At 46.5% G+C, this 25,430-nt stretch carries 20 protein-coding genes and 1 tRNA gene; 15 read left to right on the top strand and 6 right to left on the bottom strand.

Features of this window, described 5'->3' with window-relative positions:
• Positions 1-377 precede the first annotated feature (377 nt).
• The 9 genes from RID21_RS13330 to RID21_RS13290 all read left to right on the top strand — a co-directional run bounded on the left by RID21_RS13330 (position 378) and on the right by RID21_RS13290 (position 8,582).
• Positions 378-794, top strand: coding sequence for a hypothetical protein (locus RID21_RS13330; protein ID WP_350189576.1), 417 nt, complete (start codon positions 378-380; stop codon positions 792-794).
• A 215-nt stretch (positions 795-1,009) separates the two neighbouring features.
• Positions 1,010-1,963: a Holliday junction DNA helicase RuvB C-terminal domain-containing protein gene (locus tag RID21_RS13325; protein ID WP_350189574.1), complete on the top strand. Its 954-nt coding sequence runs from the start codon at positions 1,010-1,012 to the stop codon at positions 1,961-1,963.
• 4 nt (positions 1,964-1,967) lie between these two features.
• On the top strand, positions 1,968-2,441 hold the full coding sequence (locus tag RID21_RS13320) for a hypothetical protein (RefSeq protein WP_350189572.1): 474 nt from the start codon (positions 1,968-1,970) through the stop codon (positions 2,439-2,441).
• Between the two features lie 100 nt (positions 2,442-2,541).
• Positions 2,542-3,453 (top strand): tyrosine-type recombinase/integrase, encoded by a 912-nt coding sequence (locus tag RID21_RS13315; RefSeq protein ID WP_350189570.1) that lies wholly within the window; start codon positions 2,542-2,544, stop codon positions 3,451-3,453.
• 10 nt (positions 3,454-3,463) lie between these two features.
• Positions 3,464-3,838, top strand: coding sequence for a hypothetical protein (locus RID21_RS13310; protein ID WP_350189568.1), 375 nt, complete (start codon positions 3,464-3,466; stop codon positions 3,836-3,838).
• 30 nt (positions 3,839-3,868) lie between these two features.
• Positions 3,869-4,246, top strand: coding sequence for a hypothetical protein (locus RID21_RS13305; RefSeq protein WP_350189566.1), 378 nt, complete (start codon positions 3,869-3,871; stop codon positions 4,244-4,246).
• Between the two features lie 317 nt (positions 4,247-4,563).
• Complete coding sequence (locus tag RID21_RS13300) at positions 4,564-4,869, top strand: hypothetical protein (RefSeq protein WP_350189564.1); 306 nt, start codon at positions 4,564-4,566, stop codon at positions 4,867-4,869.
• 359 nt (positions 4,870-5,228) lie between these two features.
• Positions 5,229-6,143 (top strand): HNH endonuclease, encoded by a 915-nt coding sequence (locus tag RID21_RS13295; RefSeq protein ID WP_350189562.1) that lies wholly within the window; start codon positions 5,229-5,231, stop codon positions 6,141-6,143.
• Positions 6,144-6,527: 384 nt separating this feature from the next.
• Entirely contained in the window at positions 6,528-8,582 is a 2,055-nt protein-coding gene (locus RID21_RS13290; RefSeq protein WP_350189560.1) for an SUMF1/EgtB/PvdO family nonheme iron enzyme, read from the top strand.
• Between the two features lie 107 nt (positions 8,583-8,689).
• Here the strand turns inward: RID21_RS13290 and RID21_RS13285 are convergent, their stop codons facing one another.
• Positions 8,690-9,280 (bottom strand): DUF4339 domain-containing protein, encoded by a 591-nt coding sequence (locus RID21_RS13285; protein ID WP_350189558.1) that lies wholly within the window; start codon positions 9,278-9,280, stop codon positions 8,690-8,692.
• 54 nt (positions 9,281-9,334) lie between these two features.
• Positions 9,335-11,059, bottom strand: a complete 1,725-nt coding sequence (locus RID21_RS13280) for a DUF4339 domain-containing protein (RefSeq protein ID WP_350189556.1) — start codon at positions 11,057-11,059, stop codon at positions 9,335-9,337.
• Positions 11,060-11,370: 311 nt separating this feature from the next.
• On the opposite strand from RID21_RS13280, the gene RID21_RS13275 reads away from it, so the two are divergent.
• The 4 genes from RID21_RS13275 (at position 11,371) to RID21_RS13260 (ending at position 15,692) form a co-directional block, all read left to right on the top strand.
• Positions 11,371-12,009, top strand: coding sequence for an RNA polymerase sigma factor (locus RID21_RS13275; protein ID WP_350189554.1), 639 nt, complete (start codon positions 11,371-11,373; stop codon positions 12,007-12,009).
• Positions 12,010-12,014: 5 nt separating this feature from the next.
• Positions 12,015-13,772 carry a protein kinase domain-containing protein gene (locus RID21_RS13270; protein ID WP_350189552.1) on the top strand — a complete coding sequence of 586 codons (1,758 nt, stop codon included), beginning with the start codon at positions 12,015-12,017 and terminating at the stop codon, positions 13,770-13,772.
• A 14-nt stretch (positions 13,773-13,786) separates the two neighbouring features.
• Positions 13,787-15,250, top strand: coding sequence for a leucine-rich repeat domain-containing protein (locus RID21_RS13265; protein WP_350189550.1), 1,464 nt, complete (start codon positions 13,787-13,789; stop codon positions 15,248-15,250).
• A gap of 346 nt (positions 15,251-15,596) precedes the next feature.
• A tRNA-Leu gene (locus tag RID21_RS13260) sits at positions 15,597-15,692 on the top strand.
• A gap of 80 nt (positions 15,693-15,772) precedes the next feature.
• Here RID21_RS13260 and RID21_RS13255 read toward each other — a convergent pair.
• Positions 15,773-16,750, bottom strand: a complete 978-nt coding sequence (locus RID21_RS13255; RefSeq protein ID WP_350189548.1) for a tetratricopeptide repeat protein — start codon at positions 16,748-16,750, stop codon at positions 15,773-15,775.
• 614 nt (positions 16,751-17,364) lie between these two features.
• On the opposite strand from RID21_RS13255, the gene RID21_RS13250 reads away from it, so the two are divergent.
• Entirely contained in the window at positions 17,365-18,042 is a 678-nt protein-coding gene (locus RID21_RS13250; protein ID WP_350189546.1) for a thioredoxin domain-containing protein, read from the top strand.
• Positions 18,042-20,042, top strand: a complete 2,001-nt coding sequence (locus RID21_RS13245) for an ATP-binding protein (RefSeq protein ID WP_350189544.1) — start codon at positions 18,042-18,044, stop codon at positions 20,040-20,042. Before RID21_RS13250 ends, RID21_RS13245 begins: the two co-directional genes overlap by 1 nt.
• Positions 20,043-20,060: 18 nt before the next feature.
• Here RID21_RS13245 and RID21_RS13240 read toward each other — a convergent pair whose 3' ends face one another.
• The 3 genes from RID21_RS13240 to RID21_RS13230 all read right to left on the bottom strand — a co-directional run bounded on the left by RID21_RS13240 (position 20,061) and on the right by RID21_RS13230 (position 25,424).
• The gene (locus RID21_RS13240) at positions 20,061-21,116 is read right to left on the bottom strand and encodes a C45 family autoproteolytic acyltransferase/hydrolase (protein ID WP_350189542.1); all 1,056 of its coding nucleotides are present in this window, start codon (positions 21,114-21,116) and stop codon (positions 20,061-20,063) included.
• A 90-nt stretch (positions 21,117-21,206) separates the two neighbouring features.
• On the bottom strand, positions 21,207-22,232 hold the full coding sequence (locus RID21_RS13235) for an MBL fold metallo-hydrolase (protein WP_350189540.1): 1,026 nt from the start codon (positions 22,230-22,232) through the stop codon (positions 21,207-21,209).
• A gap of 123 nt (positions 22,233-22,355) precedes the next feature.
• On the bottom strand, positions 22,356-25,424 hold the full coding sequence (locus tag RID21_RS13230; protein ID WP_350189538.1) for a PVC-type heme-binding CxxCH protein: 3,069 nt from the start codon (positions 25,422-25,424) through the stop codon (positions 22,356-22,358).
• Positions 25,425-25,430: the final 6 nt, after the last annotated feature.

Below are 25,430 nucleotides of genomic sequence, written 5' to 3'. Positions count from 1 at the left end.
ATTTCTGACGCCCCAGTACAAATGAATTAATTGCCCTAATTGAAGTTGCGGGACCAATCCATCAGGTGGACTGTTCACTATTTCCTACTTGTAACTAAGCCGTTGTTTTGCGGCTCATTTGATTCTGGAATCTCCACCATCATCAGGGTACTTCCAGACTGACAGCCACGCTGAGAAGGTCTCAGTTGGCATTTTTAAACCTTATTTTGAAGGAGATTTTATGCCTCGTTTGTCGTTTCAAAACTTAGCTCAAACACCCCGTTCCACATCACCAGCAGTCTCTACGTTCTGTAGGCAGATTTCAGAAGAGCACCCAGTCTACATTCCTGTTGATCGTCACTCAGATTCGTTCTTTCAGAAAAATACTCTAGTCCGAAATGGAAAGCGAACAAGAGAAGGGAAACGCAAAGCACGGAAGCACTGTAGTTGTCACTTGGAGTGATCCAATTAACTCCTTTGTACCTTTTACGGACAAAACAACATCCATTCAAAAAAGGAAACAATTCATGAACACAATATCAAACAAACCGTTGTTTCAATTAGGACAAGTCGTAGCAACTCCCGCAGCCTTGAGCTTACTGGATGAACACAACAAAACTCCAGCAGAATTCCTAAGCCGTCATCACGCTGGGGACTGGGGGGATCTCTGCAAAGAAGACAGAGAAGCTAACGACGCAGCTGTGAAAAACGGTGACAGAATATTCTCCGCCTACAAGATTGATGATGACAAGATCTGGATCATCACAGAAGCAGACAGAAGCAGCACAACGCTGCTACTACCAAGTGAATACTGATGGGTCATTCTTAGTATTCCACAAACTCAAAAGCAAAAAATATGAAAACGAATTTGGATTTTTATTAATACAAAAACTTTTTTGAAAAACTTTATTTTCAGTCCTCTCAGGAGGGACTCCAGAGAATACAAGATAGCTCTTCTTCAAAAAATATGCAGCAATAATATTTCGTCAGGTCCACAGGGTTTTTCACAAACAATAGAAAGGAAACCAGCATGAGTGATCTAAGTGAAGTAAAGCCTTCCTCAATCGCACACATAATAGGTCAGTCGCATGTCAAGAGCGTCGTGACAGTTGCCCTTGATTATGCTCACCAAGAGAGCAAAAAGTTCGATCATTCTATGATGTTAGGCGGTGCTGGACTTGGGAAGACAGCCCTGAGCCAAATCATCGCTCAGGAAATGGCAACAGACTTCATAGACCTGTTGGGACAGTCGATTAATTCGGTCGCAGATTTGAATGCAGTTCTCCTCTCAGCCCAAGATCGCTCAATTGTGTTCATAGATGAGGCTCATGAACTAAGTAAAAGCCTTCAGACAACTCTGTATCTTGCTTTAGACCAAAGAAAGATACTGGTCCACGGTGGAAGCAACAAAGCACCGATCAGCATCCCAATTGCTGATTTCACTTTGCTGCTGGCGACAACAGACGAGTATCTGTTACTCCAGCCACTCAGAGACCGCATGAAGCTCGTTCTTCGATTTGAATACTACTCAACCGATGAATTATCACTCATTTTGAAGCAGCGAATTACTGGTTTGAAATGGGAAGTTGATGACTCAGTACTTCATCAAATCGCTCTGAAGGGCAAGGGGACCCCAAGGTTGGCATTACGCCTACTGGAATCAGCTCACCGTGTCTCCAGATCTTTAGGCGATCAAGATATTACACAAGATCACCTGCAACGTGCCTGTGACTTAGAACAAATTGATGAATTGGGATTAGGGCCAACAGAGCAGAAGTACCTGCAGATTATTTCTTCTGGTCCTACACGGTTAAATGTCATCAGCTCAACTCTGGGATTGCCTTCAAGAACTGTCAGTGAAGTAACTGAACCCTATCTGATCCGTTCTGGCTTAATAGCCAAGGACGATCAGGGACGCCGCACTATTACCGCAAAAGGGCAATCGCACCTGTCAGATCAGTGTCATATTGAAGAACAGAAGTAGTCAAATGAATGTAAACAAGCCGTCAAAAAGTATCGTATCTGTTTCTGAGATGGCACGCATGGTCGGCTTAAGTCGTCAACGATTTCACCAACTACGTGGAACAGCATTTCCAGAACCAGAATATGATCCTGAAACCAAACGACCGTATTACGATCTCGAAAAGCAACAGATCTGTTTAGAAGTAAGGCAACGTAACTGTGGGATCGACGGTAAGCCGATTTTGTTTTATGCCAGACGAAATGATGTAGGCGTAGTTCGAAAACCACGAAAGCAGAAAACCGTCAAATCATCAAACGGCAAGTTCGATCATATCGCTGAATCTATTCGGGCATTGGGATTGAAAACCGACTCTGGAAAATTAGCCGAAGCTATCCGAGTCTTGTTTCCAGATGGAATCAAAAACACAGATGAAGCCGAAGTGATCCGTGCTGTCTTTCTTCAACTGAAGCAGTCAGAGAATGATAACGCAGGAGATTGATGTAAAAAACTGGGAAGATAATGTCGGCAAATAAGAGTCATTATCTCCTGAGTTTTGAGTAATAACTGTCAAATTGTTGTCCAATTGTTGGAGATAAAGCGTGAAGAATTCATCCGATAATGTTTTTCGAAATATCTCTGTGAAAAAACAGGAAGCGGGTCTGTTCGGTGAATTCCTAGACGCCAACGATTTCTCTGATTTGACACGCAAAGCATTCACTCAGGACATCCGCAAGTTCGCTACTTGGTTCTCCGAATCTAATCAAGAACCATTTTCTATCAGTCGGGTGACTGTGAGGGATGTAACTGATTTCAGGAAACATCTGAGGGAAGAAAAAGAACAGGCAGTTTCTACAGTCAATCGGGCACTGGTGACCGTCAGGAGGTTCTTTGGCTGGCTAGTCGAACAGAATTACTTGTCAACGAATCCAGCCAAACAGGTTAAGGAATTGCGGAACCAGCAGCTGGCTCCCAAAGGACTGGAAAGATCTGAAGTCAGAAAGTTACTACGTGAAATTGAACTTCGGGGTGATGTGAGAGCAAATGCCATTTTCTCATTGTTACTTTATACAGGTTGTCGGGTCAGTGATCTGGTTAATTTGGAACTGACAGATTTAATGATCAGCGAACGATCAGGATCTGTTGTGTTCCGATTCGGAAAAGGAAATAAGCAGCGTTCTGTTCCTCTTCCATTGCCAGCTCGAAAATCATTGCAGACTTATCTGGAATCACGCCCATCTGTGAAAAGCCAGATAGTATTTATAGGAGAACGTGGACCACTCACTGATCGGGGCATTCGCTCTCTGTGTGATAAATACGGGGCTTTGATCGGTGTGAAGATATACCCTCATTTGCTACGTCACACGATGGCTCACAAATATTTGGAAGACAATCAAAATGATTTGGTCGGTTTGGCTCAATTATTAGGTCACGAAAATTTGCAAACTTGTAGTAGGTATGTCCAGCGAACTCTGGATCAGCTTTCTGATTCTATAGACAAATTAAACTATTAAAGGAATGAAAATGATTGAACTACAGGCAAATAGAGTCGGACCAAACCATATTTCTCGCTGGGTAATCAAATCTAACAAAGACCTTTACTGGAACGGGGAAGGCTGGTCCCCTTACCAGAAGGACGCCTTACTTTTTCATGAGTTGGGTGAAGCTCAGGATGTTATAGCTGAGTTGATGCAAGCTCTATTAGACGCCATGAATACGTGGACTTATAGAGCCATCATCGAAATCGAAGTGAAAGGAATTGAAAAACCAACGTTGTGGTCGCTCCGCAAACACTTAAGGGAACACCACAGTGTTTCAACGGGTCTAAATGTAGAAGGACCAAAATCGACTTTAATAATTCCCAAAGTGAATTGGGACAATCTGAAAGAGATCAGATAAGAGAGAGTTTGAATATACAAGGGTATGACAATGAGCGATGTTACTTTAATTTCAGTCGGTCCCCATTTTGCTCAAAGATGGTTCATCAAAAATGAGTATGACTATTTCTGGAATGGAACCATCTGGATTCCTGAAAAAGAAAAAGCTCTGAAGTATCACGACAGAGCAGAAGCTGAGAACCAGATCTTCGACTTTAACAACAACCCTCTGAAAAAATTCAATATGTGGAATTTTGAAGGAGTTGTTGAGGTTGAGGCTTTCGCTATGGAAAAACCCGATCTGGAAGCTCTGATCTCACACATGTGGCAGACTCATCTTTTAGATTTCTTCCACGACGATCAGGGGCCGAATGGAAGCTGGATACTGCCGTTTATTAAATGGGATACGTTGCGAGATGCCCATAGATAATACACATATGTACATTTTTTAAATAATTATTTAACATAGATATTATATCTATTCGATAACTTATCTCTTTTATTCCCCCCTTCACCCCACCCGTTGTACAGTACTTCTACAATGACTTTTAGATAGCAGGCGACGGCACCACCCACAACATACCAATAATCTTAAACCATTGCCATATAACAACTTACCGATATGTACATTTGTATTTTTATTTTGCATATTTCGTTTTTTCTTCTTGAACATCTTGTAGTTCAACTGTACTATTTTTTCGGGATGAGTTAGTTCTACAAACATTCTTTTGAGAGGAAATTTAGATCATGACTAACGTGAATGTGTACAAAAGCTTCATCATCCGTGTGCTAGAAAAACTTGACCAAATTCGTGAGCTTCTCTTTGAAGAAGAGGGACCATTTTTTCACTGTGCTACAGAGCTATATGATCCTGTTCGCATAATGATGGAGAAGAATCGAATCTTAATGGATTCGGACTATCTAATTCGAAATCCAAATGATGGAGGAAGCCAAAGGTATAAAAGTCAAATCAGAAATGCTTTAGATCAATTAAGGCAAGCTGGACTAATCGAAACTCAAGGGCGTAAGAAAGGATATCGAAGGGTTGTATGATGAGCTTTTTCAAGATAACAAATGAACTTAGTTATTATCTAATTTTTAGTAGCTTGATTCCATCCACCCTGATCGGAGAATAGGAGCAATAATCACCAAGGAATCCATCTCCAATGAATTCGCATGCGTACCAGACACCTTCTTTGATTTGAAAACGGGTTCTAGGGGTGCTCATGGGGGATTTCATCTGGTTCCAATGTCATTAGTGTCGAAGCGATCGGAAAGACCGTAGGATTGAATGATGTTTCTCGTTTATACTTGTAGCTGAAGATTCAGTAATAACAATAAATGCAGGCACGCTTTATTGAAAGAGGCGATCTGTGAATAGTTTCATTTGTCCCCAATGCAGTCAGATAATAATGATCCCTGAAGAAACAGCAGGGACAGCATGGGAATGTGACAAATGTGGAGAGCAGATTAAATTGCCATTACCCATCAACACTCAACAAGCCAAAGCAAAAATAATAAAAACGATACTCCATGCTCTCATTGCGAGTAAAACTCTACCAGTTCAGTCAAAACCTAATAAGTTTATTGAAACATTTAAAAACTTATACGATGAATCCCTGAGATTGCTCGATGAAGAAACTAGCCAACTTATTAATAGCGGCTCAGACCTCAAGGCTATAAAGACATTTACAGGGCATGTGGGAAATATAGGATCTGTCCATGACTATTTAAAAAATATGTATTCGTTGATATATAGATCAATGAGGATGCTTGAGCATTTCAATTCATCAAAGCTTGGCATTAAACAGATTCCGTTAAGTTTTTGCGATCTTGATAAATATTCACTGAATGGGAGTCAATTGAAGATTTACGAAGAGCTATTAAGAGAGAGATTCCATTACTATTTAGATGAGGATGGCGAATTCAAAGATCGTGATTATCAAGTTTATTTTGAAGAATGCTTCGTAAATAGGCTGCTCAATGAATCTGGATACAATAAAAAGCATTGGTATCTGAAGGACGTAGTTCTAAATGAAATAGAATTTATGTTTGACTATTTGCTAGAGTTTGTTGAGGAAGATTTTAGCCCAATAACTAATGATAATATTGAAAATTCGGATGATAAAAATAAGGATCGATATATTTCAAAAGAAACTAGAGTAGCTGTATGGAGACGTGATCTCGGTAAATGTGTCCAATGTGGATCACAAGAAAAACTTGAGTATGACCACATTATTCCAGTATCAAAAGGTGGCTCAAATACAGAAAGAAATATTCAATTGCTTTGTGAGAGATGCAATAGGACGAAATCTAATTCTTTGTAAACTGCAATCACAGATGGCAGGGAATGAAAGGAACTGACCTACCCATATAAATATTACTTGGGGTCTATGGATGGCTCCATAAGTTCAGTGCACTACTGACAGATAGTAATGAATTTAAGTTAGAGTTCATTCACAAATAAAGGATAGTTTTCGCCCTAAATAGGGCATCGATAACAATTCGATACGATGTGCGAACGTCGGTTCTACTTCCTCACAAACTGCCAAGTTTGAACTAGATATCTCTATAGGCCAGAAGCAGTGCTGGTCTAGGGCTTGGCGGGCGTGTGAGGTGGTCTTGGTTTGACGCCTCTCTTCATGGGACCATCCTCTCCAATTCCTCAGTGCAGAACAAAGCACATTACTGAAACAGTTGGGGAATTCACGATGGCGAGAAATAACTCAGATAGCTTTAACCCCTACCACCTCTGGCTAGGCATCCCTGAAGCAAAATGCCCTCCCACATTTTACGAATTGCTCGGTCTCTCTCTCGATGAAGATGAGCATGCCGTTATCAAGTCCGCTGCTGACCGCCAACGCTCTCATGTTGAACAATTCCTCGGCACTGAGTTCAACAAGTACGCCAACAAGTTAATCAGTCAGATTGATGAGGCCGAGATCACACTACTCAGTCCAGAACTGCGTCGAGAATATGATCGCAAAGTGAAGCTCTTCAAAAAACGCCGTAAAGAGCGACAGATCGATCCGAACTACTCCCCATCTTCAATTTCATCAAACAGTAGCCGATCAGTTGGTGAAGGTAGTGGATTTTTCAGGGAATACGCTGGTATTGTTGCCGTCTTGACAATTGCGTTCTTTGGTATGGCCGCAGCATCTTTCTGGCTGCCTTGGGGGAAATTACAACCAGACCAGCAAAATGCTAATAGAAACATTGCTAAACAGGAAGAACCGATAGCCAAACCAAAACCTGTAGCAAAGGTAACGGCTCCAGCTAAAGTACCAGAACCTGAATCGAAAAAAGAATCAGTCAATTCTATAGGAATGAAGTTCCAGCTAATCCCCGAAGGTACATTCTTGATGGGGGCGACTTCCCAAACGACTAAAGACAACGAAAAACCAGCCCATCAGGTGATCTTGACCAAACCTTTTGAAATTGGCGTATACGAAGTCACTCAAAAACAATACGAAAAAGTGATGGGGGTTAATCCGAGCGAATTCAAAGGGCAAAATAACCCTGTTGATGGGGTGAACTGGAATGATGCAGTAGAATTCTGCCGCAAACTTTCGGAGACGCCAGATGAGAAAGGCTTCAGCTACCGATTACCAACTGAGGCCGAATGGGAGTATGCGTGCCGTGCGGGATCAACGACAGCATATTGTTTTGGTGATGCTGATTCGCAGTTAGGTGACTACGCATGGTATTTTGAAAATTCAGGTTTGAAATCTCATCCTGTGGGTGAAAAGAAACCCAATTCGTTTGGGCTTTATGACATGCATGGTAACGTGTTTGAATGGTGCCAAGATTGGCACGATAAGTATCAAGACGGTGTTATTACAAATCCTAGCGGTCCTACGTCTGCAAAGAGGTATCGTGTACTCCGTGGTGGTGGGATAACTAATACTGCTGATTATTGTTCTTCCTCGGCTCGTCACAATTTAGCACCTGACTTGAGTAATAGTCGTGTCGGATTTCGTGTGATCCGAGTTTCCGATCAACAAGCCGCCAGAAGTGCAAACGTAGACGATAATTCGGCAAATAAAATATCGATGTCAGAGGCAGTTGGGCAACCAACACCCGCTCCGACAAATAATTCTGCCGAAAAGTTGACTAACTCCATCGGAATGAAGTTGAAATTGATTCGACCGGGTAGATTTAAAATGGGGTCCAAGCACAGAAGTCACAACGAAAAACCCGAACAATTGGTAACAGTGACTCATCAGTTTTATATTGGTACGACTGAGGTCACTCAGGAGCAGTACGAGCAGATCATGGGCGTGAATAGAAGTAAGTTTAAAGGGCCTCTGAACCCTGTTGAGTCTGTTAGTTGGGAAGATGCTAAAAAGTTCTGCCGTCGTTTATCAGAGTTGCCAAAAGAAAAAGAAAAGGGTTATAGCTATCGATTACCAACTGAAATAGAGTGGGAATACGCCTGTCGTGCTGGTTCGATATCAGAGTACTGCTTTGGTGATGATGCAACAGATTTGCGTGACTATGCATGGTGCAAGATTAATAGTCAAGGGTCAACACATCCGGTTGGTCAGAAGCTTGCGAATGCTTGGGGCTTATATGACATGCATGGAAACGTATGGGAGTGGTGTGAGGATTCAGAGGGGGCACGGAGGGTCAGTCGAGGCGGAGGGTGGTTCAGCGGTGCTAAAGGATGTCGTTCGCCGGTTCGTGGCAGGGACGCTCCAACTTACAAAAGTCCATTTATGGGCTTCCGTATTGTCTTGAATTCGTCTCATTCTAGTGGTCAGTAAAATCGTAGGTCGCAGCGTTGAATTTCACATGAGTACCAGACAACTTCTTTGATTTGAAATCGTTTCTGGGGAGTACTCATGGGGACTTCATTTGTGGTTATACGCTTTTAATCATCTCTAAAAACTGAACTGTTGGCTGAATTGAAAATTGCAATCAGCATAGCTGCACTTGCTGTCAGTACAATCAAATAAAATGGCTTGTCTTCATTTTCGCCTGATACCAATCCGTAGATGCAAATAAAAACCGATATCAACAAAAGGACTGGGATGAGCAAGACAAAGAAAATGAAAAACCCTAATTTGTAAATAGCAATCGCAGATCCAACCACAAAAAAGATCATCATTGCCGCCCCAATCTTTTCTCCAAATGTCATCGGCACATCATAGGAGTAGCCGTTGGCAACCATGAATTCATATTCTTCGGGACTCAGTTCACTGTAATCTTTTCCGATCAAGCTTTGCACTCGACGACTGATTTCATCTGGCGAAGTTCCATATCCAGTCGGTAGGGGAGGTGGGGCAGCTTCTTGCTGAAACAATCCTTGTACTTCTCCAGCGGGCTTCCAATTGTCTGCTCCTACTGTCCAGACTAGATCTGATGGTTTCAGCTTACCAGTTACAGCAAGCTGTCTCAGGATATTTAAATCGACTGGACCATAAGACAGGCCGTTGATTGCGTAATACCATTGATTGTTCATGGTGAGTCAGTTCCAATTCGGAAAGTAAGAGTCTGAGTTAAGCCTATTCTCAAGCTAATCAATGATGATTCTTCGTGTCTGATCCTTCACAATTTTCTTAGCCAGAGCTTTGGACAGATTGACTCTTCGTAATTGTGCATAGATCGCTGTCTCAGTGTTTACGCCTGTCATCAACGTGTATCTACCATTAGGTTGCATCCAAACAAAAGCCACGATGTTCCGAGAGGGATCGATGTGGGTGTAGACGTTATCTGGTTCTCCGAGCCAAGCAATGATTTCCTTAAATTGCAATCTGTTTAATTCACTCTCACTAGGCCAGTTCTTCATTTTCGACATGTCACGTCCATTCAAATTCCCCTGTAAGGCTGCACCTTCCTGAATTTTATTATCGTCCTCGAATTCAAATCCAGTCATTTCCTTAACAAGATTCTCAACGACTGCTTGAGACCTATTGATTTTCTTCAGCCCATATAAATCACGGTTCGATCCATCAATTGCTTCGATACCAGCCATAACCAGATATTTCCCGTTAGGTTGTTCCCAAACACTGACGAAAACATTCTTCTTTACTGGATGACGATACGTTTTGTCAGGGTTACCAATCCGTTTCTTGAGGTCGGATATATCCATTGAGTCTAGTTGGTTTTGAGTAATTGGACTTGGATTACGAACATTTGGCCCGTTCCACGTTCCCGTCGTCTCACCATCGTCAACCATTTCGTCTGGCAACTGCTCAATCGGCTCTTCAACTACATTTGCTGGCAGAGGATTTGAAGGTCTTTCCACTCGGTTACCTCCAGCTTCATTAAATGCAGTTACAATTAGATTTGTAGCCATTGCATCATTTTGCTCAATTCCATCAAAGGTGAGAGCCTGATATTTAAATGTTTTGGTCTCAGGAAACACTCTAAATTGCAACTTTGCATTTACAGATTCTTCATTGACGGTCATTTCGCCTGTAACATTCACATACTGGTTTCCATCTTCTGCTTCAATTTCTTCCCATTTGGGATTCGATAAAAAACTGTCAAACGCCTGACCGACGCTAATCGTTTGATTGATTTTTAGATATCCATTACGAACGATATCGATATTCTTTCCAGACGCTGCGAAACCCGAAATGAACGAGGTTACCAATATCAAACACATCAACAGAACAAAACTGCCAATCGTGATTCCAATTGGCTTACCCCAAGAACGCCTTGGATACTCTTTTCCAAAATGCTCCTTGATAAAGTTGATCTGTGGCTGAGCGGAAAAGATCGACCATGCTGCTAGAATCCCAAGCCCTGCAAAGCGAAATATTTTCATCGTGGTGTCATCATCAGGAGTAATCAGCCCAAGAAAGATAAATCCGAAGATTGAATAAAACCAAATCATCGATTTCTTGGCCTTATCATGCTCTCCCAAGGCCTTCCAGTTCTGAGCCATCAGGAAAGCACCGAACCCCCACGTGAAAGGCAAACTCCATAATCGAGCTGCTGTTGGGTTCCACAATGCAGGTACTGATTCTGCACTTGGGGACACGGGTTTCTGTTTCTTTAGTGGGGGCGGCGGTGGAGGGACAGAAGATTTTTTCTGGACAGGCGGTGGTGGAGGAACTACTGATTCAGGAAAAAGTCCAACAACAATCCGTGCTGGTTTCCACTCATCTTTACCATCCGTCCAAACAAGATCCGTAGGCTTTAATCTACCACTGGTAGCAAGCTGTTTAAGAGTTTTTGAATCGACTGGTCCACGCCGTTTCCCATTAATTTCATAATACCACTGCCTCGCCATTCTTCAGCCCCTTTTCTTTGCTAATAGCATTTCCAACTACTCTGAATCAACTCACCTAAATCTGTATGGTACAAACCGATTAATGAACGATCTGATCAATTGACTGCTTTGTACTTACATGGATTTGAGGAGTCTTCAAAATGCTTAGCGAGAAGAATTCACAGGAGGGACAAGCTTTCTGTGAGTTTCCTGAATGATTTTGGATATTGCAGAAAAACAAATTAATTCAGATTTCTTCTGTCCCCAATTCAACGAATTATCCGCTTATTGTTTTGGTGGTGATTTATAGATTTTCGCTGTAAACTCAGGGTATGAACAATCATCCACATGGCACGAACAGAACAGACACGCCTTTAGGTCACACGGAAAAGCTCCAGTCTTTATTACATGACTTTGAGGTTGGTGACTCTGCTGCGATCAATAGGATCATCGAACACGCCTGCGAAAGGCTTCAAAAACAAACCCGAAGAATGCTGGGAGATTTCTCAAGAGTCAAACGGTGGGAGCTAACTGACGATGTTTTACAAAATTCATTAATTCGACTTCATAGGTCACTATTAGAAATTAAGCCTGAGACACCTCGACAGTTTTATGGATTGGCGTCAACACAAATACGCCGTGAGTTAATCGACCTTGCTCGTCGGCATTATGCCCAAACTGGAATTGGAAATAACCATCAAACAGATAACCCGAATCTACCTGCAAGAATTGATGTTTCCTCATCAATTGGTGTTGAACCCAATAGCCTCGAAGACTGGACCCGATTTCACGAAACCGTCGAGTCCCTATCACCTGAACAAAAGGAAGTATTTGATCTGCTCTGGTATCAAGGATTCTCTCAGCAAGAAGCCAGTACGGTTCTCGATGTATCTATAAGAACGATTAAACGCCGCTGGCAGGAAGCAAGATTAACTATTCATGCTGCGATGGATGGCGAACAGCCAAGGTGAGATAAATGTCTGAAAAAGATGACAAGATAGCCGAACTTCTGATTGAATGGGAAGAGTCTTGGGAACAAGGCGTTGAAATATCACCAGAGGATCTTTGTCATAATAATCCAGAACTATTAGAAGTCATCCAGCAAAAAATAAATGCATTAAAAGAAATGGCTTGGGTCAAAGAAGATAATGAGCAATCTGACGCTCAGAATGTTCCAGATATCTTGGCGGATCGTTACAAATTAGTAGAACGAATAGCCGTGGGAGGATTCGGACAAGTCTGGAAAGCATTGGACACAGAACTTGAACGTCATGTGGCAATTAAATTCCCAAAGAATTTAGATCGTGATTTGTCTGATGAGCTATTGGAGGAAGCACGAAAAGTTGCTCGCCTCAAGCATCTCGGCATTGTTACGGTTTATGATCTAGGCAGGCAGGATGGTTTTGTTTTCATAGTTTCCGACTTGATTGATGGAACTGATCTCGCTCATAAATTAAAACAAACACAGTTTAAACTCACAGAGGCAATCCAACTTATAATCCAAGCTGCTGAAAACCTTCATTTTGCTCATGAGCAGGGATTCGTTCACAGAGACGTAAAGCCAGCGAATATCCTTATCGATCAAAATGGAAAAGTCTACATTGCGGATTTTGGAATTGCGATCACGAAGGGAGATCTGGAAGGGCTTTCAGAAAGTATCGGGACACTAGCTTATATGTCCCCTGAGCAATTAGCAGGTGAGTCTCAATTGGTTGACGCTCGAACTGATATTTATGCTCTGGGAGTAATTCTATTCGAGCTGCTGACAGGGACTCATCCATTTCCAAGTAAAACATCACTCGAACTTAGGGAATACATTCTTTTTGGTGATCCACCTTCATTACGGCACTTAAATTCAGCAATTCCCATCGAGCTAGAACGGATCTGTTTGAAGTGTCTTCGCAAACATCCTGATGATCGTTTTCAATCTGCAAACGAATTAGTTGTTGAATTGAAATCGGTTCTGAAAGCATTTCCTTATAAACGATTGCGATCTGTTGCATGGTTTTCGTTGTGCATATTGGTGATCAGTTTGATCTCTGTCTGGGCAATCAACAGTTTCACGATCTCCCCAATAGTACCAGAGCAGGTTTCAGCAGGGACTGCACCAATTAACTTGGTAAAAAACAATGTGTTGCATTTCGATGGGAGAACGAGAATTGTGACACCTGTAGAGCAGTTCTTACCCGTGACAATCGAAGCATGGGTCCGAACCCAAGACAAACACATGATGTTTATTGTCGGAAGCGACATCCCTGATCGATTCGGGATCGGAATGAATTTAGTTGGTCTGGCACCTTCTGTTGAAATCGTGAAAGGTGGTTTCACAGCTCCGAAAGCGATCAATGGTAACCGATGGTTTCATATGGCAGGTGTCTTTGGGGAAAAAGACACGACACTTTTTATAGATGGAATACCTGTCGCCAAAGGTCCAGCCTCTAAAATCTCTGGAGACACATCATTTGTGATTGGAAACCTTGGTGTCGATCATCTCAGCCAATTCTTTAATGGACAGATTAGGTCAGTCCGAATCACAGATGGAGAGCGTTACGATGAAAGCTTCACTCCCGATGATGTATTAACCGCCGATGATGAAACGGTTTTGCTGTATGACTCGACATCATTCAAAGATGATCAAGTAATTGACCTGAGCGATAGAAATAACGATGGGACAATTGAAAGGCTTACGGTCCAATCTTATCAACCAATAGAAAACACTAATAATAAAAAATAAGCGGAGACGGGAAAATGGCATTCAATCGATACCACAAGTGGCTTGGGATTTCACCTAAAGTAAAAAGACCAACCTATTATCAGTTATTAGGCGTCGATTTTGAAGAAAAAGACATTGATGTCATTCAGTCTGCTGCGGAAAAACAACGATCTCACGTCCAGCAATTTGAGCAGGGAGAAAATCATGAAGAGGCTGCTCAATTAATTTCTGAAATTGATGATGCAGAATTGACTTTGGCTAGCCCGAATTTGAGAAAGAATTATAACCGTCGATTTAACTTAAACTCTAGTAATACACGGCATTCAGGAATTAAATCATCCGCTGGTAGAACCGTTGGTGAAAGCAGTGGTTTATTTAGAGAATATTTGGGAATAATGTCTGTCATTTTAGGCGGCTTCATCATTATGGCTGCTGCTTCGTTCCTACTACCGTGGCAAAAACTGGTGGGCAATAATCAGGAAGAAAATGCAAAACCTGTATCTCGCCCGAACCAAACGGTTGTTCAAACGCCACCGATAGTATCAGAGCAAAGCCCTGATCAGTCTGAAGTGAAACAAGCGATTACTGAAATTATTTATGTTGTTGAAATCAGCCCTCAAAATGCGGAACTGAAATCGGACAGCAAGGATGTTGTCATTTCTGGGGAAGGTAGACAGCGAAAGGTTGTTGTGTCCAATTCAAATGAGATTGGCGATTTCACGCTTTCAGCTTCGTGTGTTGGATTCAAGAATTATGAGCAGAGAATTCAAATTGCTTCCAATAACCGTAATCTTTTGATTCAGCTTGAACCGTTACCAACTATTCCTAAAAAGCTGAGCGAAGATCGCCTTGTCGCCGAATGGGTAATCAAAGTTGGAGGCAAGCTTGATATAGTAGATTCTGAAGGTCACACGTCTGAAATAAAGGCGGGCTTGCCAGATCAGCCATTCCACATTTCCAAAATCAGTCTTCATAGTTTAGACCGCATTACAAACAATGATCTTAGACGTTTTAGCCAACTGAAACATCTAACTTCTTTAAATTTGATGAAGACGCCTATCACCGATGATGGACTTCGGCACCTTTCAACAATTTCCAGTCTAGAGAGCCTAAATCTTGCAGCTACGCAGATAAATGGAAGCGGCTTCCAATATCTAGCGGATCTCAATAACCTCTCAACCCTCTTGTGTGGTGGGTGCGTGAGGATTACAGATAATTCAATAGCCCATTTAGTACAGTTGAGCAATCTATCTTGCCTAGGGCTAATTGATACAACAATCAGCGATTCAGCACTGCAATACATCGGGAGAATTCAATCACTAAAAGAATTACGCCTCAAGGGAATCGGTTTTAGATTGAAGATATCGGATAAAGGGTTACGGTATCTTTATGGTCTTAAATCGCTTGAAAAACTGGATGTCGCCAAAACACGAGTAACCAAGAGAGGTGTGGTGGCATTTCAGAGATCTGTGCGAAATTGCTCTGTTAATGGACCATAGTAATGTCGTTTATATCTTTAAACTTCTGACTGCTGTAAACCGGCAGCATATGCCCCTGTTTTTGATCCCCAGATATTAATCAGATGAATGAGGTTGGGGGCAGTTGAATGGGGTGATAAGTGTGGAGGCGAAGCAGGAGTTAGAAATAGCCTCTTGCAAAAACGAATGCAGCCTCAAAATATTATCAGGACTTGAAAATTTCATAAAAAGCATCAATAAAAAATTACTTCTCACCCAAAATGGGACAAAAATGGGACAGCATTGGCAATACAGGAGCAACGCAATCACAAAAACCCAGCAACATCACGCATACATATCCCCTTATTTTACAGACACTTACAACATCGGCCAATGTCATTGCAATATTTGGGCAATACGTCATTCTTAGCTTGAGGGGCTAGTGGGGGTAATCCCCGTGGAGGTTCGAGTCCTCTCTTGGGCACTAAAAACAAAAAGGACTCAGGGTTATCGCACCCTGAGTCCTTTTTTCATGCCATCTTGCCGGTTAGAAACGGGATTCTCCTACCGGTTCTTCTCTAAATTCTCTAATGCCTGCTTTGCTGCCTGATTTCCCTGTTCCGCGGCTTTACGATACCACTCCGCGGCCCGCTTTAGATCCTGTTCAACGCCTTCTCCCTCTGCATACATGTAGCCCAGATTGAATTGCGCACTTATCAGATCCTGCTCTGCTGCTTCGCGGAGCCACTTTGCTGCCTGACCCAGATCCTGCTCCACACCTTTTCCGTTGCGGTAACACATCGCTAAATTGTTCTGGGCTTCGGCATTTCCCAGCTCAGCCGCTTTGCGATACCACTTCACCGCCTCAGCATCATCCTGCTCGACACCGTTACCTGTTGCATACATGAATCCTAAATTGTGTTGCGCCATGGGCAGGTTCTGTCTGGCTGCCTTCCGAATCCACTCGGTCGCCTGAGCAGTATCCTTCTCAACGCCCATTCCATCACGGTAAAAGATTCCTAAATAGGTCTGTGATTCTGGATTTCCATACTGAGCCCCTGATCGAAACCATTCAGCCGCTTGTGCATAATCCTTCCCGACTCCATTTCCGTTGGTATACATGATCCCTAAATTGAATTGTGCTTTAGGCAAACCCTGTTCTGCCGCTTTGCGAAACCAGTTGACTGCCTGAGGATAATCTTTTTCAACCCCCTTACCGTCACGATAGCTGACCCCCAGATTGTTTTGTGCTTCGGCGTATCCCTGTTCGGCGGCACGACGAAAACACATCGCGGCTTTGCCGAAATCCTGTTCGACGCCGTCTCCGAGTGTGTACATGATTCCTAAATTGTTTTGCGCTGCGGCATCTCCCTGCTCAGCCGCTGTGCGGGGATCGAGACTCTGCTGCCCCTGACATCCATTCAACAGGAGTAAACAGCAAAGCGCAACAGACATGCCCCAGACAGCCATACCGGTCACTTCATTCAGATCTTCTGGGCGATTTCTCTGTTGTCTGTCCCTTAACCGTCGCTCTGCTGCCATGACTTCTTTTTCCAGCTATCAAGTTTTAAAGAGAAGAACTGGCTTAATCGTCCCGCCCTCGAGAACGGCTGTCAAACAGATTAAAACCATTCGTACAAGTTCATCCTAATACGCAAAGCCCACCTCGATACAACTCCTCAAATCAAAACAATCCTCAAACGGAAGTCGCAGGCAACCTCTGCCTCTTCGAATGGAAATCAGTTCTCGACAGGTAGTTTTACTCCTCACTTTTCGCCTCAAGCTGGAGGCTTAAAACTCAAATTGAGTCACCCGGATTCTCCGAACGTGCTTTTTTGAGCATGTCACTCAAATCTGAGGGAAATCCCCCTGTTCAGAATTCACGCAATCCCGGGCTATTTGTCAGCTTACTCACCCGAAAACTGCATGGGAATTCCTCCTTATCTCAACTGATTTTTACCGGTTGTGAAGCCTATACATTAGCCTGAGGTAGATATCGGATCGTTTTATCAGTTTTTAAGCTGATTCCCCCCACGCGCCACAGATTTCAACTTATGTTTTCTTCGCTGCGGTACAGATTCCCGGTGGGGAGCCTGCAGAGACCTCAGTCGTAACGTCCCTGACCAGTCTTCTCTACAGAGGATCGATTTGACCTGATGAATATCTCCAGTATCTGGCACATTGAAAAACCACTCGGTTTGAAACCGCTCCCTTCCAGTCGGATTGGGAGCCGGTCTCTCATTCCCTGTCTGACGATCGTCTGGGCAGGACTGATTCTGTCCGTGATGGGAGTCCTCTGGAGTTATCAGACGACTCCCGGTGCGGTAGCGCATTCACCAACTCAGTGGCCGGCAGAAAGCCAGTCTACCTGGAACGCATTCCGCCCTACCCTGGTCATGTTTGCGCACCCCCGCTGCCCCTGTACCCGGGCCAGTATCAGCGAACTGGAACAGATCATGGCTTACGGCCCTGAACGGCTGGATGCACGCGTCGAATTTTATAAACCGGAGAACTTTCCCCGTGACTGGGAAAAAACTGACCTCTGGAAAGCGGCGGCAGCCATTCCCGGAGTAACCGTTAGCAGCGATCTGGATGGCCAGGCTGCCCGGCTGTTTGGTGCCACGACCTCCGGATATGTCGCCTTGTATGACACACGGGGAGAACTGGTATTCCACGGAGGAATCACTGGATCACGAGGACACACGGGGGCCAACCGCGGCAGTAGTGCAGTGCTTGATTATCTGTCTCAAGGCAACTCAGAGTCGCATCAGACATACACCTTCGGCTGCCCCCTGCTGGGACAGGAAAAGACATGCCGACAGGAGGAAAAATAATGAAACTCAGTATCCTCAACAAACCCTGCCAACCTGATTTCGCACAAAGAGCAGACGAACTGTTCAACGAGCATCGTCAGCAACTCTGTCAACGGACTGACCGTCTATTCGCAGTTCTGATGATTATCCAGTGGCTGGCTGCCATCGGAGCTGCCTGCCTGGTGACTCCATACACCTGGATTGGTAATTTAAGTCAGACCCACCTGCATGTCTGGGCGGCTGTCATCCTGGGCGGTTTGATTACCTGCTTCCCCGTCTTCCTGGCGTGGTTTCATCCGGGCCGCGTCCTCACCCGGCATGTGATTGCAGTCAGCCAGATGTTGACCTCCTCTCTGCTGATCCACTTGAGCGGTGGGCGGATTGAAACACACTTCCATATTTTTGGTTCCCTGGCATTCCTGGCCTTTTACCGGGACTGGCGCGTTTTGATCTCGGCAACCACAGTCGTTGTCATTGACCATACCGCATTCGGGCTGCTGTACCCCCATGCGGTCTTTGGCGCACTGACTGCGAGCCCCTGGCGGATTGTCGAACATGGTGCATGGGTCGTATTTGAAGACATCTTCCTGATCATTGCCATTCAACAGAACACACGTGAAATGCGGGCAATGGCATGTCAGAGAGCGGCTCTTGAGGAAACAAAATCCCTGATTAAATCAGAGGTCCAGAAACGGACCAGCGAACTGCATCTCGCCAATCAGAAAATTTCGGAAACCAATCACCAGTTGGAAATGCAGGCCCGTGAATTACGCAGCGCCAAGGAACATGCAGAAGCCGCCAACCGCGCCAAAAGTGCATTCCTCGCCAACATGAGCCACGAAATCCGGACACCCATGAATGCCATTCTTGGATTCAACGATATCCTGCTCGAGAACGTCTCCGCTCCTGAAAATGTGGAAGCAGCGCAGACCGTGAAGGAGAACGGCGAATATCTGATCCGACTCATCAATGACATTCTGGACCTGTCCAAAATCGAAGCCGAAAAAATGGAGGTCGAACAGATTGCCTGCTCGCCCCACGAACTGTTGAATAATGTCTCTTCATTGATGAATGTCCGCGCGGTCGCCAAAGCACTGCCGCTGGAATTTCAGATTGAGGGCCCCATTCCTGAAACGATCCAGACCGATCCCACACGCCTGCGACAGATTCTGATCAATACGATCGGCAATGCGATTAAATTCACCGAAACCGGTTCCGTAAAAGTCGTCACGCGTCTGCTGAATGATTCTAAGCAGGCACCTCAGCTGCAGTTCGAAGTCATCGACACCGGAATCGGTATTCCTGCTTCATGTCTGGAAACCCTGTTTAATCCTTTCACCCAGGCCGATGATTCCATGACGCGCAAGTTTGAAGGGACCGGGCTGGGACTGACGATCAGCAAACGCCTGGCAGAACTGCTGGGAGGATCCATTTCTGTCACCAGCACGCACGGTGCGGGCAGCACATTCACGATTAGAGTCGGTACCGGCCCCCTGAATAATGTTCCCCTGATAGAACAAGAGGCAACCAGCCTGAAACCGGTTACCAAAGAAAAAACAGACGCCTCCTCCGAGACCCTGCCGGCTACACCTCTCAAAGGGTATCGCATTCTGCTGACGGAAGACGGCCTCTACAATCAGCGGCTGATCACCTTCCTGCTGAAAAAAGCAGGTGCGGACGTCAGCCTGGCAGAAAATGGTCAGCTCTCAATCGATCAGGCGACAGCAGCCGAAGCGCAAGGTCAGCCTTTTGACGTGATCCTGATGGATATGCAGATGCCGGTACTGGACGGCTACAGCGCGACCCGGCAATTAAGAGACGCTGGTTTCCAGGTACCAATCATCGCGTTAACAGCGCACGCCATGAACGGTGATCGACAGAAATGTCTCGATGCAGGCTGCGACGAATATCTGACGAAGCCCATTGATCGCAAGAAACTGATTGAGGTGATTTTAATGTCGCTCAATGAAACTGAGAGCGAGCAAAACATCCTGACTTCTGACATCGCTTACCAGATTTAAGTACCGATCGGTTTGAGTTCAAAGCTGATAGACCTGGTATTCCGCACTGCAGGGTGTACCACGCGAGACATGCATCCGCTGCCGCTCCGGTTCGATGATCACGGAAAACACGGTCTGCCAGTAACCATGATCGGGGTCGTCGTTGAGATGCCTGCAGATCGATCGTGGATAATCCTGATGATCGCGGAGAGCGGTTTTGATCTCTGCGACTCCTGGATCGGCGGAACTGGCTTGCAGCAATTCATCAATGCGCGCCTTACGCGGGTGTGAACCGATCAGTTCCGGAAACTCTGCATTGTAGTGACAAAAGTCCGGATGCAGACAATGATTGGTATGTGTAATCCAGCTTGTCTCATCCGGCCTTAAAACCTGCACACTGTCAATCGTCACTTCCAGGTTCGCAGGGCCCTCTGGAGTCGCCAGCATGATATTCGCGGGAATCGCCCGCTCGGCCCGACGGATCGCCTCCACCGCGCCTGCCAGGCTGTCTGCTTCATAGAGCTCGCGGAGCGTGAAATAGTGTGGTACTCCGTGTGCGCGACTGGGGGCTGGCAGAGAATTCAGACAGGTACCAATACCCTCTGAATTGAACCCGATGTAAGAAATCAACCCGGCCTGGGTCAACGTCATCAGCGCCGGCTTCCCCGTCGGGCGACGCGTCAACATGATGGTAAACGGATCGAGAGCCGGGTCATTGTCCCAGTTCTGAGCCACGATCGCTCCCTTTCCGGAAGGATCCGGCACACTCAGCGAAGTGCAGCCCGCATCCGGTTCCGGGGTGAACTGATTCCGGATCTGCAACAGCATGATCTGCCACAGCGGAACAGCGACGGCTTCGGCCAGCCCCTCAAGTTCCTCTACGGAATCGGGACTGTATTCCCTCGCAACAGGCAGACAGACTTCCGCCAGAGCCTGAGCCCGTTTCGGGCTGACCTGCATGGTCTCATGGAGACGCTCCAGCGCCACAACACAAAAAGCCCGCACCTCTTCAGCAGCAGCTTCTCCCAACTGCCTGCCCATTTCGCGGGGAGAACCACTGACTTCGATTTCACGATAACGTCCAGCTGGAACCATTTCACCTGCTCACGATTGATTGTTGAATCTCGCCCGGAAAACGCGACGGTCTCCTGACAATCTTAAACCCTTCTCCCGGGATTGTTGAGCTTAAGCAGAGGAAATCCGCGGTTGACCTGCTTCTTTTTCGAGTTCTTGATTCAGCGATGCAGATGCTTCCTGCTGGAATTTCTCTCTCAAAAACGATTTGACGATATTACTCCGCGAGAAGTCAGAACCGGTAATCAGCGACAGCCAGCCTTCGCCAAACGAAAGAAAGTCGACCAGGCCACGTCGGTCGAAGACCTTGCGCGTCAGCTCTTCAATCGTCTGTGCGTGCGTGGCATATTCATAGACGCGATCGCGAATTGTCTGTAGAAACGCAAGTTTGCGGCTCAAGTGCTGCTCCACGGCCTCGGCTCCTTTCAGAACTGTTCCATGCGCATCAAACAACCATTCGGCGCGCAGCTGGATCGCCTGTTCCAGGCTGGCGATCCACTTCGGACCGTCGGCGTCTCCCAGTTGACTGTCCAGGTCGGCTGCGATATAGAGATCGCCGCTGAACAGGATCTTCCGCTCCGGCTCGAACAGACAGATATGCCCGGGGCAATGGCCGGGAGTGTCGATGACCTCGAACCGCGTGTGCTCCGTACTGACCGAAGCGCCCACGGGCTGGGCATCCGCGATGGCGGAAGGACCAAACAGAAAGCTGCGATACCAGCGCAACTCCACCGGAAAGCGGATCTCCGGAATCGCATCCGCATGCGCGAGAACCTGCGCGTCACACAGCTCCACCAGTAGATCATTGTTGCCCGTGTGATCTTCATGATAATGCGTGTTCACGACGGTCGTGATGGTTTCCACAACACCCAGTTTCTGCAGCGTCTGTTTCAGGCTCCGACGGGCCCAGGGAAACCCGGTGTCGATCAGCAGTATTTCGTCAACCAGATAACAGACCGCGTAATCATAACCGCCACTGAACCGACTCAGCGTGCGTGTCAGAAAATTGTCGATTTGAATACAGGTGACGTATTCCACCGGCTGCGTAATTTTGACCTGGAACGGCCAGAGAGGAAACCGGCGACAGAGCAGTGCATAAGGCTGCCATAACAGAAACCGCAGCCACCTGCTGATCATGAATTTCTCCCGATAATTCCGCTAACTCTACTCGAGCGCATAATCCCATGCTTATCTGCCCAGGTGTGGTCGATCACAAAGCCTGACAGCATCACATGAAACGCAATCTCTGATCGACGATACTTACAGACTGGCCTTTTTGATCGGCTTGGCCTGCTTGAGCGTCGTCAGGTATTCGACGATGTTAATCAGCTCTTCTTCCGTCAGTACCTTCTGCAGATCGGCCGGCATCAGTGAGATCTTCTGCTGAATCACTTCTTCGACGTCATCCATTTTAAAGGTACGGGCAATGGCTTCGGCATCCTTGATCGTGATGGCGTCGTCGGTCTTATTGACCAGCAGACCATTTACCACGTTACCCGACACCAGAATCACCGTGTACGCTTCGAAGTTATGACTGATCCCGGCACTAGGGTACAGGATCGATTCAAACAACGCCTCGCGGCTCAGCTTCTTTCCGATCTCGGAGAGATCCGGGCCGACTTCTTTCCCCATGCCATTCACCACGTGACACTTGGCACAGGTTCCCTTGGTGTTGAACATCACTCGACCATCGACGACATCCCCCTTCATGCCCGCCAGCACATTGATCGGTGGCAAAGGCTTGTTATTCCGCGTGGGAGGTGCGGGGAACAGCTTCGCGGCCCGTTCCTTGACGTCCTTCATGATGGTTGTAGACATGGCAGCGGCAGCCGTCTGTTCCAGCTGGGGATCCACTTTGCCCTTCTCAGCCAGATCCAGTAACGCGTGCGCTCCCGGGCGGGATTTCGCAACCGCCCTCACGGCTTCGCGTCGATCGACCAGTGGTTCCTCGGGATCCTGGATAATGCCGAGCAGAATTTTATTGGCACCATTATGGGCGGCATTTCCCAGTGCCCAGATCAGGTCCAGTTTCTGATTCTGTTCTTTTTCATTATCCCGCTTGCTGTTCAGCGCTTTCTGAATCAGTGCATTCTGCTTCAGAGACAGAGCCGCACGTATCGCGTCGACCGCAGTCTGTGACTTGCCGGAATGGCTGCCCAGTTTTACCAGTTCGGGATAGTATTCCTTCGCTTTGAACTTTTCGACCAGCTTGATGAACTCGGGAGTCCCCCGGCTGCTGTCGATCACCTGGTTCAGTGCCTGCTGGTATTTTTTATCACCGGTGACAACTTTCGCTGACATTCGCGACAATGCTTCCGCGATGATGTAGGTTTCCCGTTTTTGATTCCCGTCTTCCTTGAACAGAGACAGTTCGGCGACAGCTTCGTTCTTTTCTTTACCCGGGATGAAGTCCAGGGCACGGAAGTAACGCGGCAGTGCTGCCTGCTGCGTCTGGGGATCCTCAATGATTTTTACCAGGTAGGGAATCGCCAGCGGGATTTTGGATCGCCAGAGCAGATCTCGGCCGACCGGGGTATTCCAGTTTTCACCCGCCTGCTTGAGCCAGGCAGTCATGAACTTCTTTTCCTGCCCGTCCATGCCGATCCCGAGTGCTTCCAGATACCAGCGATCTTTCCCGTCGTACTGATCAACGAGCGTCGCCCAGAGTTCCGGTGCTGCGGGCGATTTACTGTGATGCAGGGCAATCGCACATTCGCGGCGTACCTGAGGCGAGTCATCGTGAGCCAGCTGTTTCACGAAGGGAATCACATCCAGCTTGTAACGACGTGCCGCCCGCAATCCGGTGATGCGGATATCGGGATTTTTATCTTTGATCGCCAGAGAAACATAGTCTCCGGCTTTCCCCTCAATGCCAGCCAACAGCCAGAGGGCCCGAGCGCGGAACCTCTGGTTGTCAGACTGATAGAGTTCTTCCAGTTGTGGCTGGGCTTCAGCCTGCAGTTCGTGCAGCTTGTTCCAGGCAAGATAGCGAGTCGCGACATTGGGACTCTTGATGCCGGCAATCGCGCCTTCGATGGTACTCAGGTCCAGTTTTTGAAACTGGTATTTTGCGTCCGCAGGGGCAATCCGGAAGATCCGGCCGCGTTCCTGATCGCCAATCCGGTGTCCGCCGACGCCCGGATCATACCAGTCTGCGACAAACAGAGAACCATCGGGGGCGATACACACATCGGAGGGACGGAACCATTTGTCCTTTTCGCTGGTAATAATATTGGCGATCTCAGCTTCATATCCAGCGCCTTCTTTTTTCACTGGATACGCGCGGACCACATTCGGACCGGCGTCAGAGTGAATGATTTCATTCCGGTATTTTTCCGGCAGCAGGGCACCTTCATAGACGCAGATCCCGGTCGGGGATCCCGCACCGGTCTGCAGCAGGTTGGGAACGACACCCGGATCACGGAGATGCCAGTGACGTAGAGGAATTTCTTCGTGCATGCCAGTTCGCGGCGTTTTCCAGCGAGCCCCGGTCAACTGATCGAGATAGCCGTAGTTACCGAATTCCATCACATAATTAATCCGAACACCACGGTTACCATCGTCGTCATTGTCTGACTGCCAGAGGGTGCCGAAAGAATCGACGGTCACTTCGTAGTTATTACGGAAGTTATGGGCGAGTACTTCGAAATCGCTGCCGTCCAGGTTACAGCGAAAGACCATCCCGCCCCAGTATGGTTTACCGTTATCCAGCACGGGGCGACCATCGCGTTCCAGTATCGGTTTGCCTGCCGCATCGAAGACCTGCTTCCCCGCGTTCCCGAAGTTCCAGTAAAGTCGACCATCCGGACCGAAGACTGACGCATGCGCTGAGTGATCATGTTCGCCCCCCGCCACTTTGAAGAGCAGCTCTTTTTTGTCGGCCTTGCCGTCGTTGTCTTCATCGGTGAACAGGAAGACATTGGGAGAGGCAGCCACGATGACTTTATTCCCCAGCACACAGATTCCCTGTGAACCGTTGATGTCATTTCCCTGGTAGAATACTTTCGACTCATCGGCTTTGCCGTCGCCATTCGTATCTTCGAGAATGACAATCCGGTCCCCGGCTTCGCGGGTGGGGATGTTGCGGATCCCGGCACGGTAATTGACGACTTCACAGATCCAGACGCGGCCCTGTGCATCGACGTCCATGCTTGAAGGACTGCTAATGTGGGGTTCGGAGGAAAACAGTGTCGCCTGCAGCCCCGGTGCCACGGTCAAATTGGGTACGGCCTGGTCGGCGTCGTGCTCCGACTGCGCGAACAGTGAGGAGCCTGTCAGAGAGGTTGATAAAAACAGAGCCGGAATAATGGCAAGCCAACGGTAGTTCATGGAGTC

This window comes from Gimesia sp. (genome assembly GCF_040219335.1).
Taxonomy (GTDB): Bacteria; Planctomycetota; Planctomycetia; order Planctomycetales; family Planctomycetaceae; genus Gimesia.
The sequence above is the reverse complement of the archived record's forward strand: the minus strand, read 5'-3'. Positions and strand labels throughout refer to the sequence as shown.

Bases quoted from the DNA above. Each gene is read 5' to 3' on its own strand.
- RID21_RS13325 (WP_350189574.1), top strand. From the start codon at position 1,010: ATGAGTGATCTAAGTGAAGTAAAGCCTTCCTCAATCGCACACATAATA.
- RID21_RS13270 (WP_350189552.1), top strand. From the start codon at position 12,015: ATGTCTGAAAAAGATGACAAGATAGCCGAACTTCTGATTGAATGGGAA.
- RID21_RS13300 (WP_350189564.1), top strand. From the start codon at position 4,564: ATGACTAACGTGAATGTGTACAAAAGCTTCATCATCCGTGTGCTAGAA.
- RID21_RS13295 (WP_350189562.1), top strand. From the start codon at position 5,229: ATGATCCCTGAAGAAACAGCAGGGACAGCATGGGAATGTGACAAATGT.
- RID21_RS13255 (WP_350189548.1), bottom strand. From the start codon at position 16,750: ATGGCAGCAGAGCGACGGTTAAGGGACAGACAACAGAGAAATCGCCCA.
- RID21_RS13230 (WP_350189538.1), bottom strand. From the start codon at position 25,424: ATGAACTACCGTTGGCTTGCCATTATTCCGGCTCTGTTTTTATCAACC.
- RID21_RS13240 (WP_350189542.1), bottom strand. From the start codon at position 21,116: ATGGTTCCAGCTGGACGTTATCGTGAAATCGAAGTCAGTGGTTCTCCC.
- RID21_RS13265 (WP_350189550.1), top strand. From the start codon at position 13,787: ATGGCATTCAATCGATACCACAAGTGGCTTGGGATTTCACCTAAAGTA.
- RID21_RS13305 (WP_350189566.1), top strand. From the start codon at position 3,869: ATGAGCGATGTTACTTTAATTTCAGTCGGTCCCCATTTTGCTCAAAGA.
- RID21_RS13320 (WP_350189572.1), top strand. From the start codon at position 1,968: ATGAATGTAAACAAGCCGTCAAAAAGTATCGTATCTGTTTCTGAGATG.
- RID21_RS13290 (WP_350189560.1), top strand. From the start codon at position 6,528: ATGGCGAGAAATAACTCAGATAGCTTTAACCCCTACCACCTCTGGCTA.
- RID21_RS13275 (WP_350189554.1), top strand. From the start codon at position 11,371: ATGAACAATCATCCACATGGCACGAACAGAACAGACACGCCTTTAGGT.
- RID21_RS13245 (WP_350189544.1), top strand. From the start codon at position 18,042: ATGAAACTCAGTATCCTCAACAAACCCTGCCAACCTGATTTCGCACAA.
- RID21_RS13310 (WP_350189568.1), top strand. From the start codon at position 3,464: ATGATTGAACTACAGGCAAATAGAGTCGGACCAAACCATATTTCTCGC.
- RID21_RS13330 (WP_350189576.1), top strand. From the start codon at position 378: ATGGAAAGCGAACAAGAGAAGGGAAACGCAAAGCACGGAAGCACTGTA.
- RID21_RS13250 (WP_350189546.1), top strand. From the start codon at position 17,365: ATGAATATCTCCAGTATCTGGCACATTGAAAAACCACTCGGTTTGAAA.
- RID21_RS13280 (WP_350189556.1), bottom strand. From the start codon at position 11,059: ATGGCGAGGCAGTGGTATTATGAAATTAATGGGAAACGGCGTGGACCA.
- RID21_RS13235 (WP_350189540.1), bottom strand. From the start codon at position 22,232: ATGATCAGCAGGTGGCTGCGGTTTCTGTTATGGCAGCCTTATGCACTG.
- RID21_RS13285 (WP_350189558.1), bottom strand. From the start codon at position 9,280: ATGAACAATCAATGGTATTACGCAATCAACGGCCTGTCTTATGGTCCA.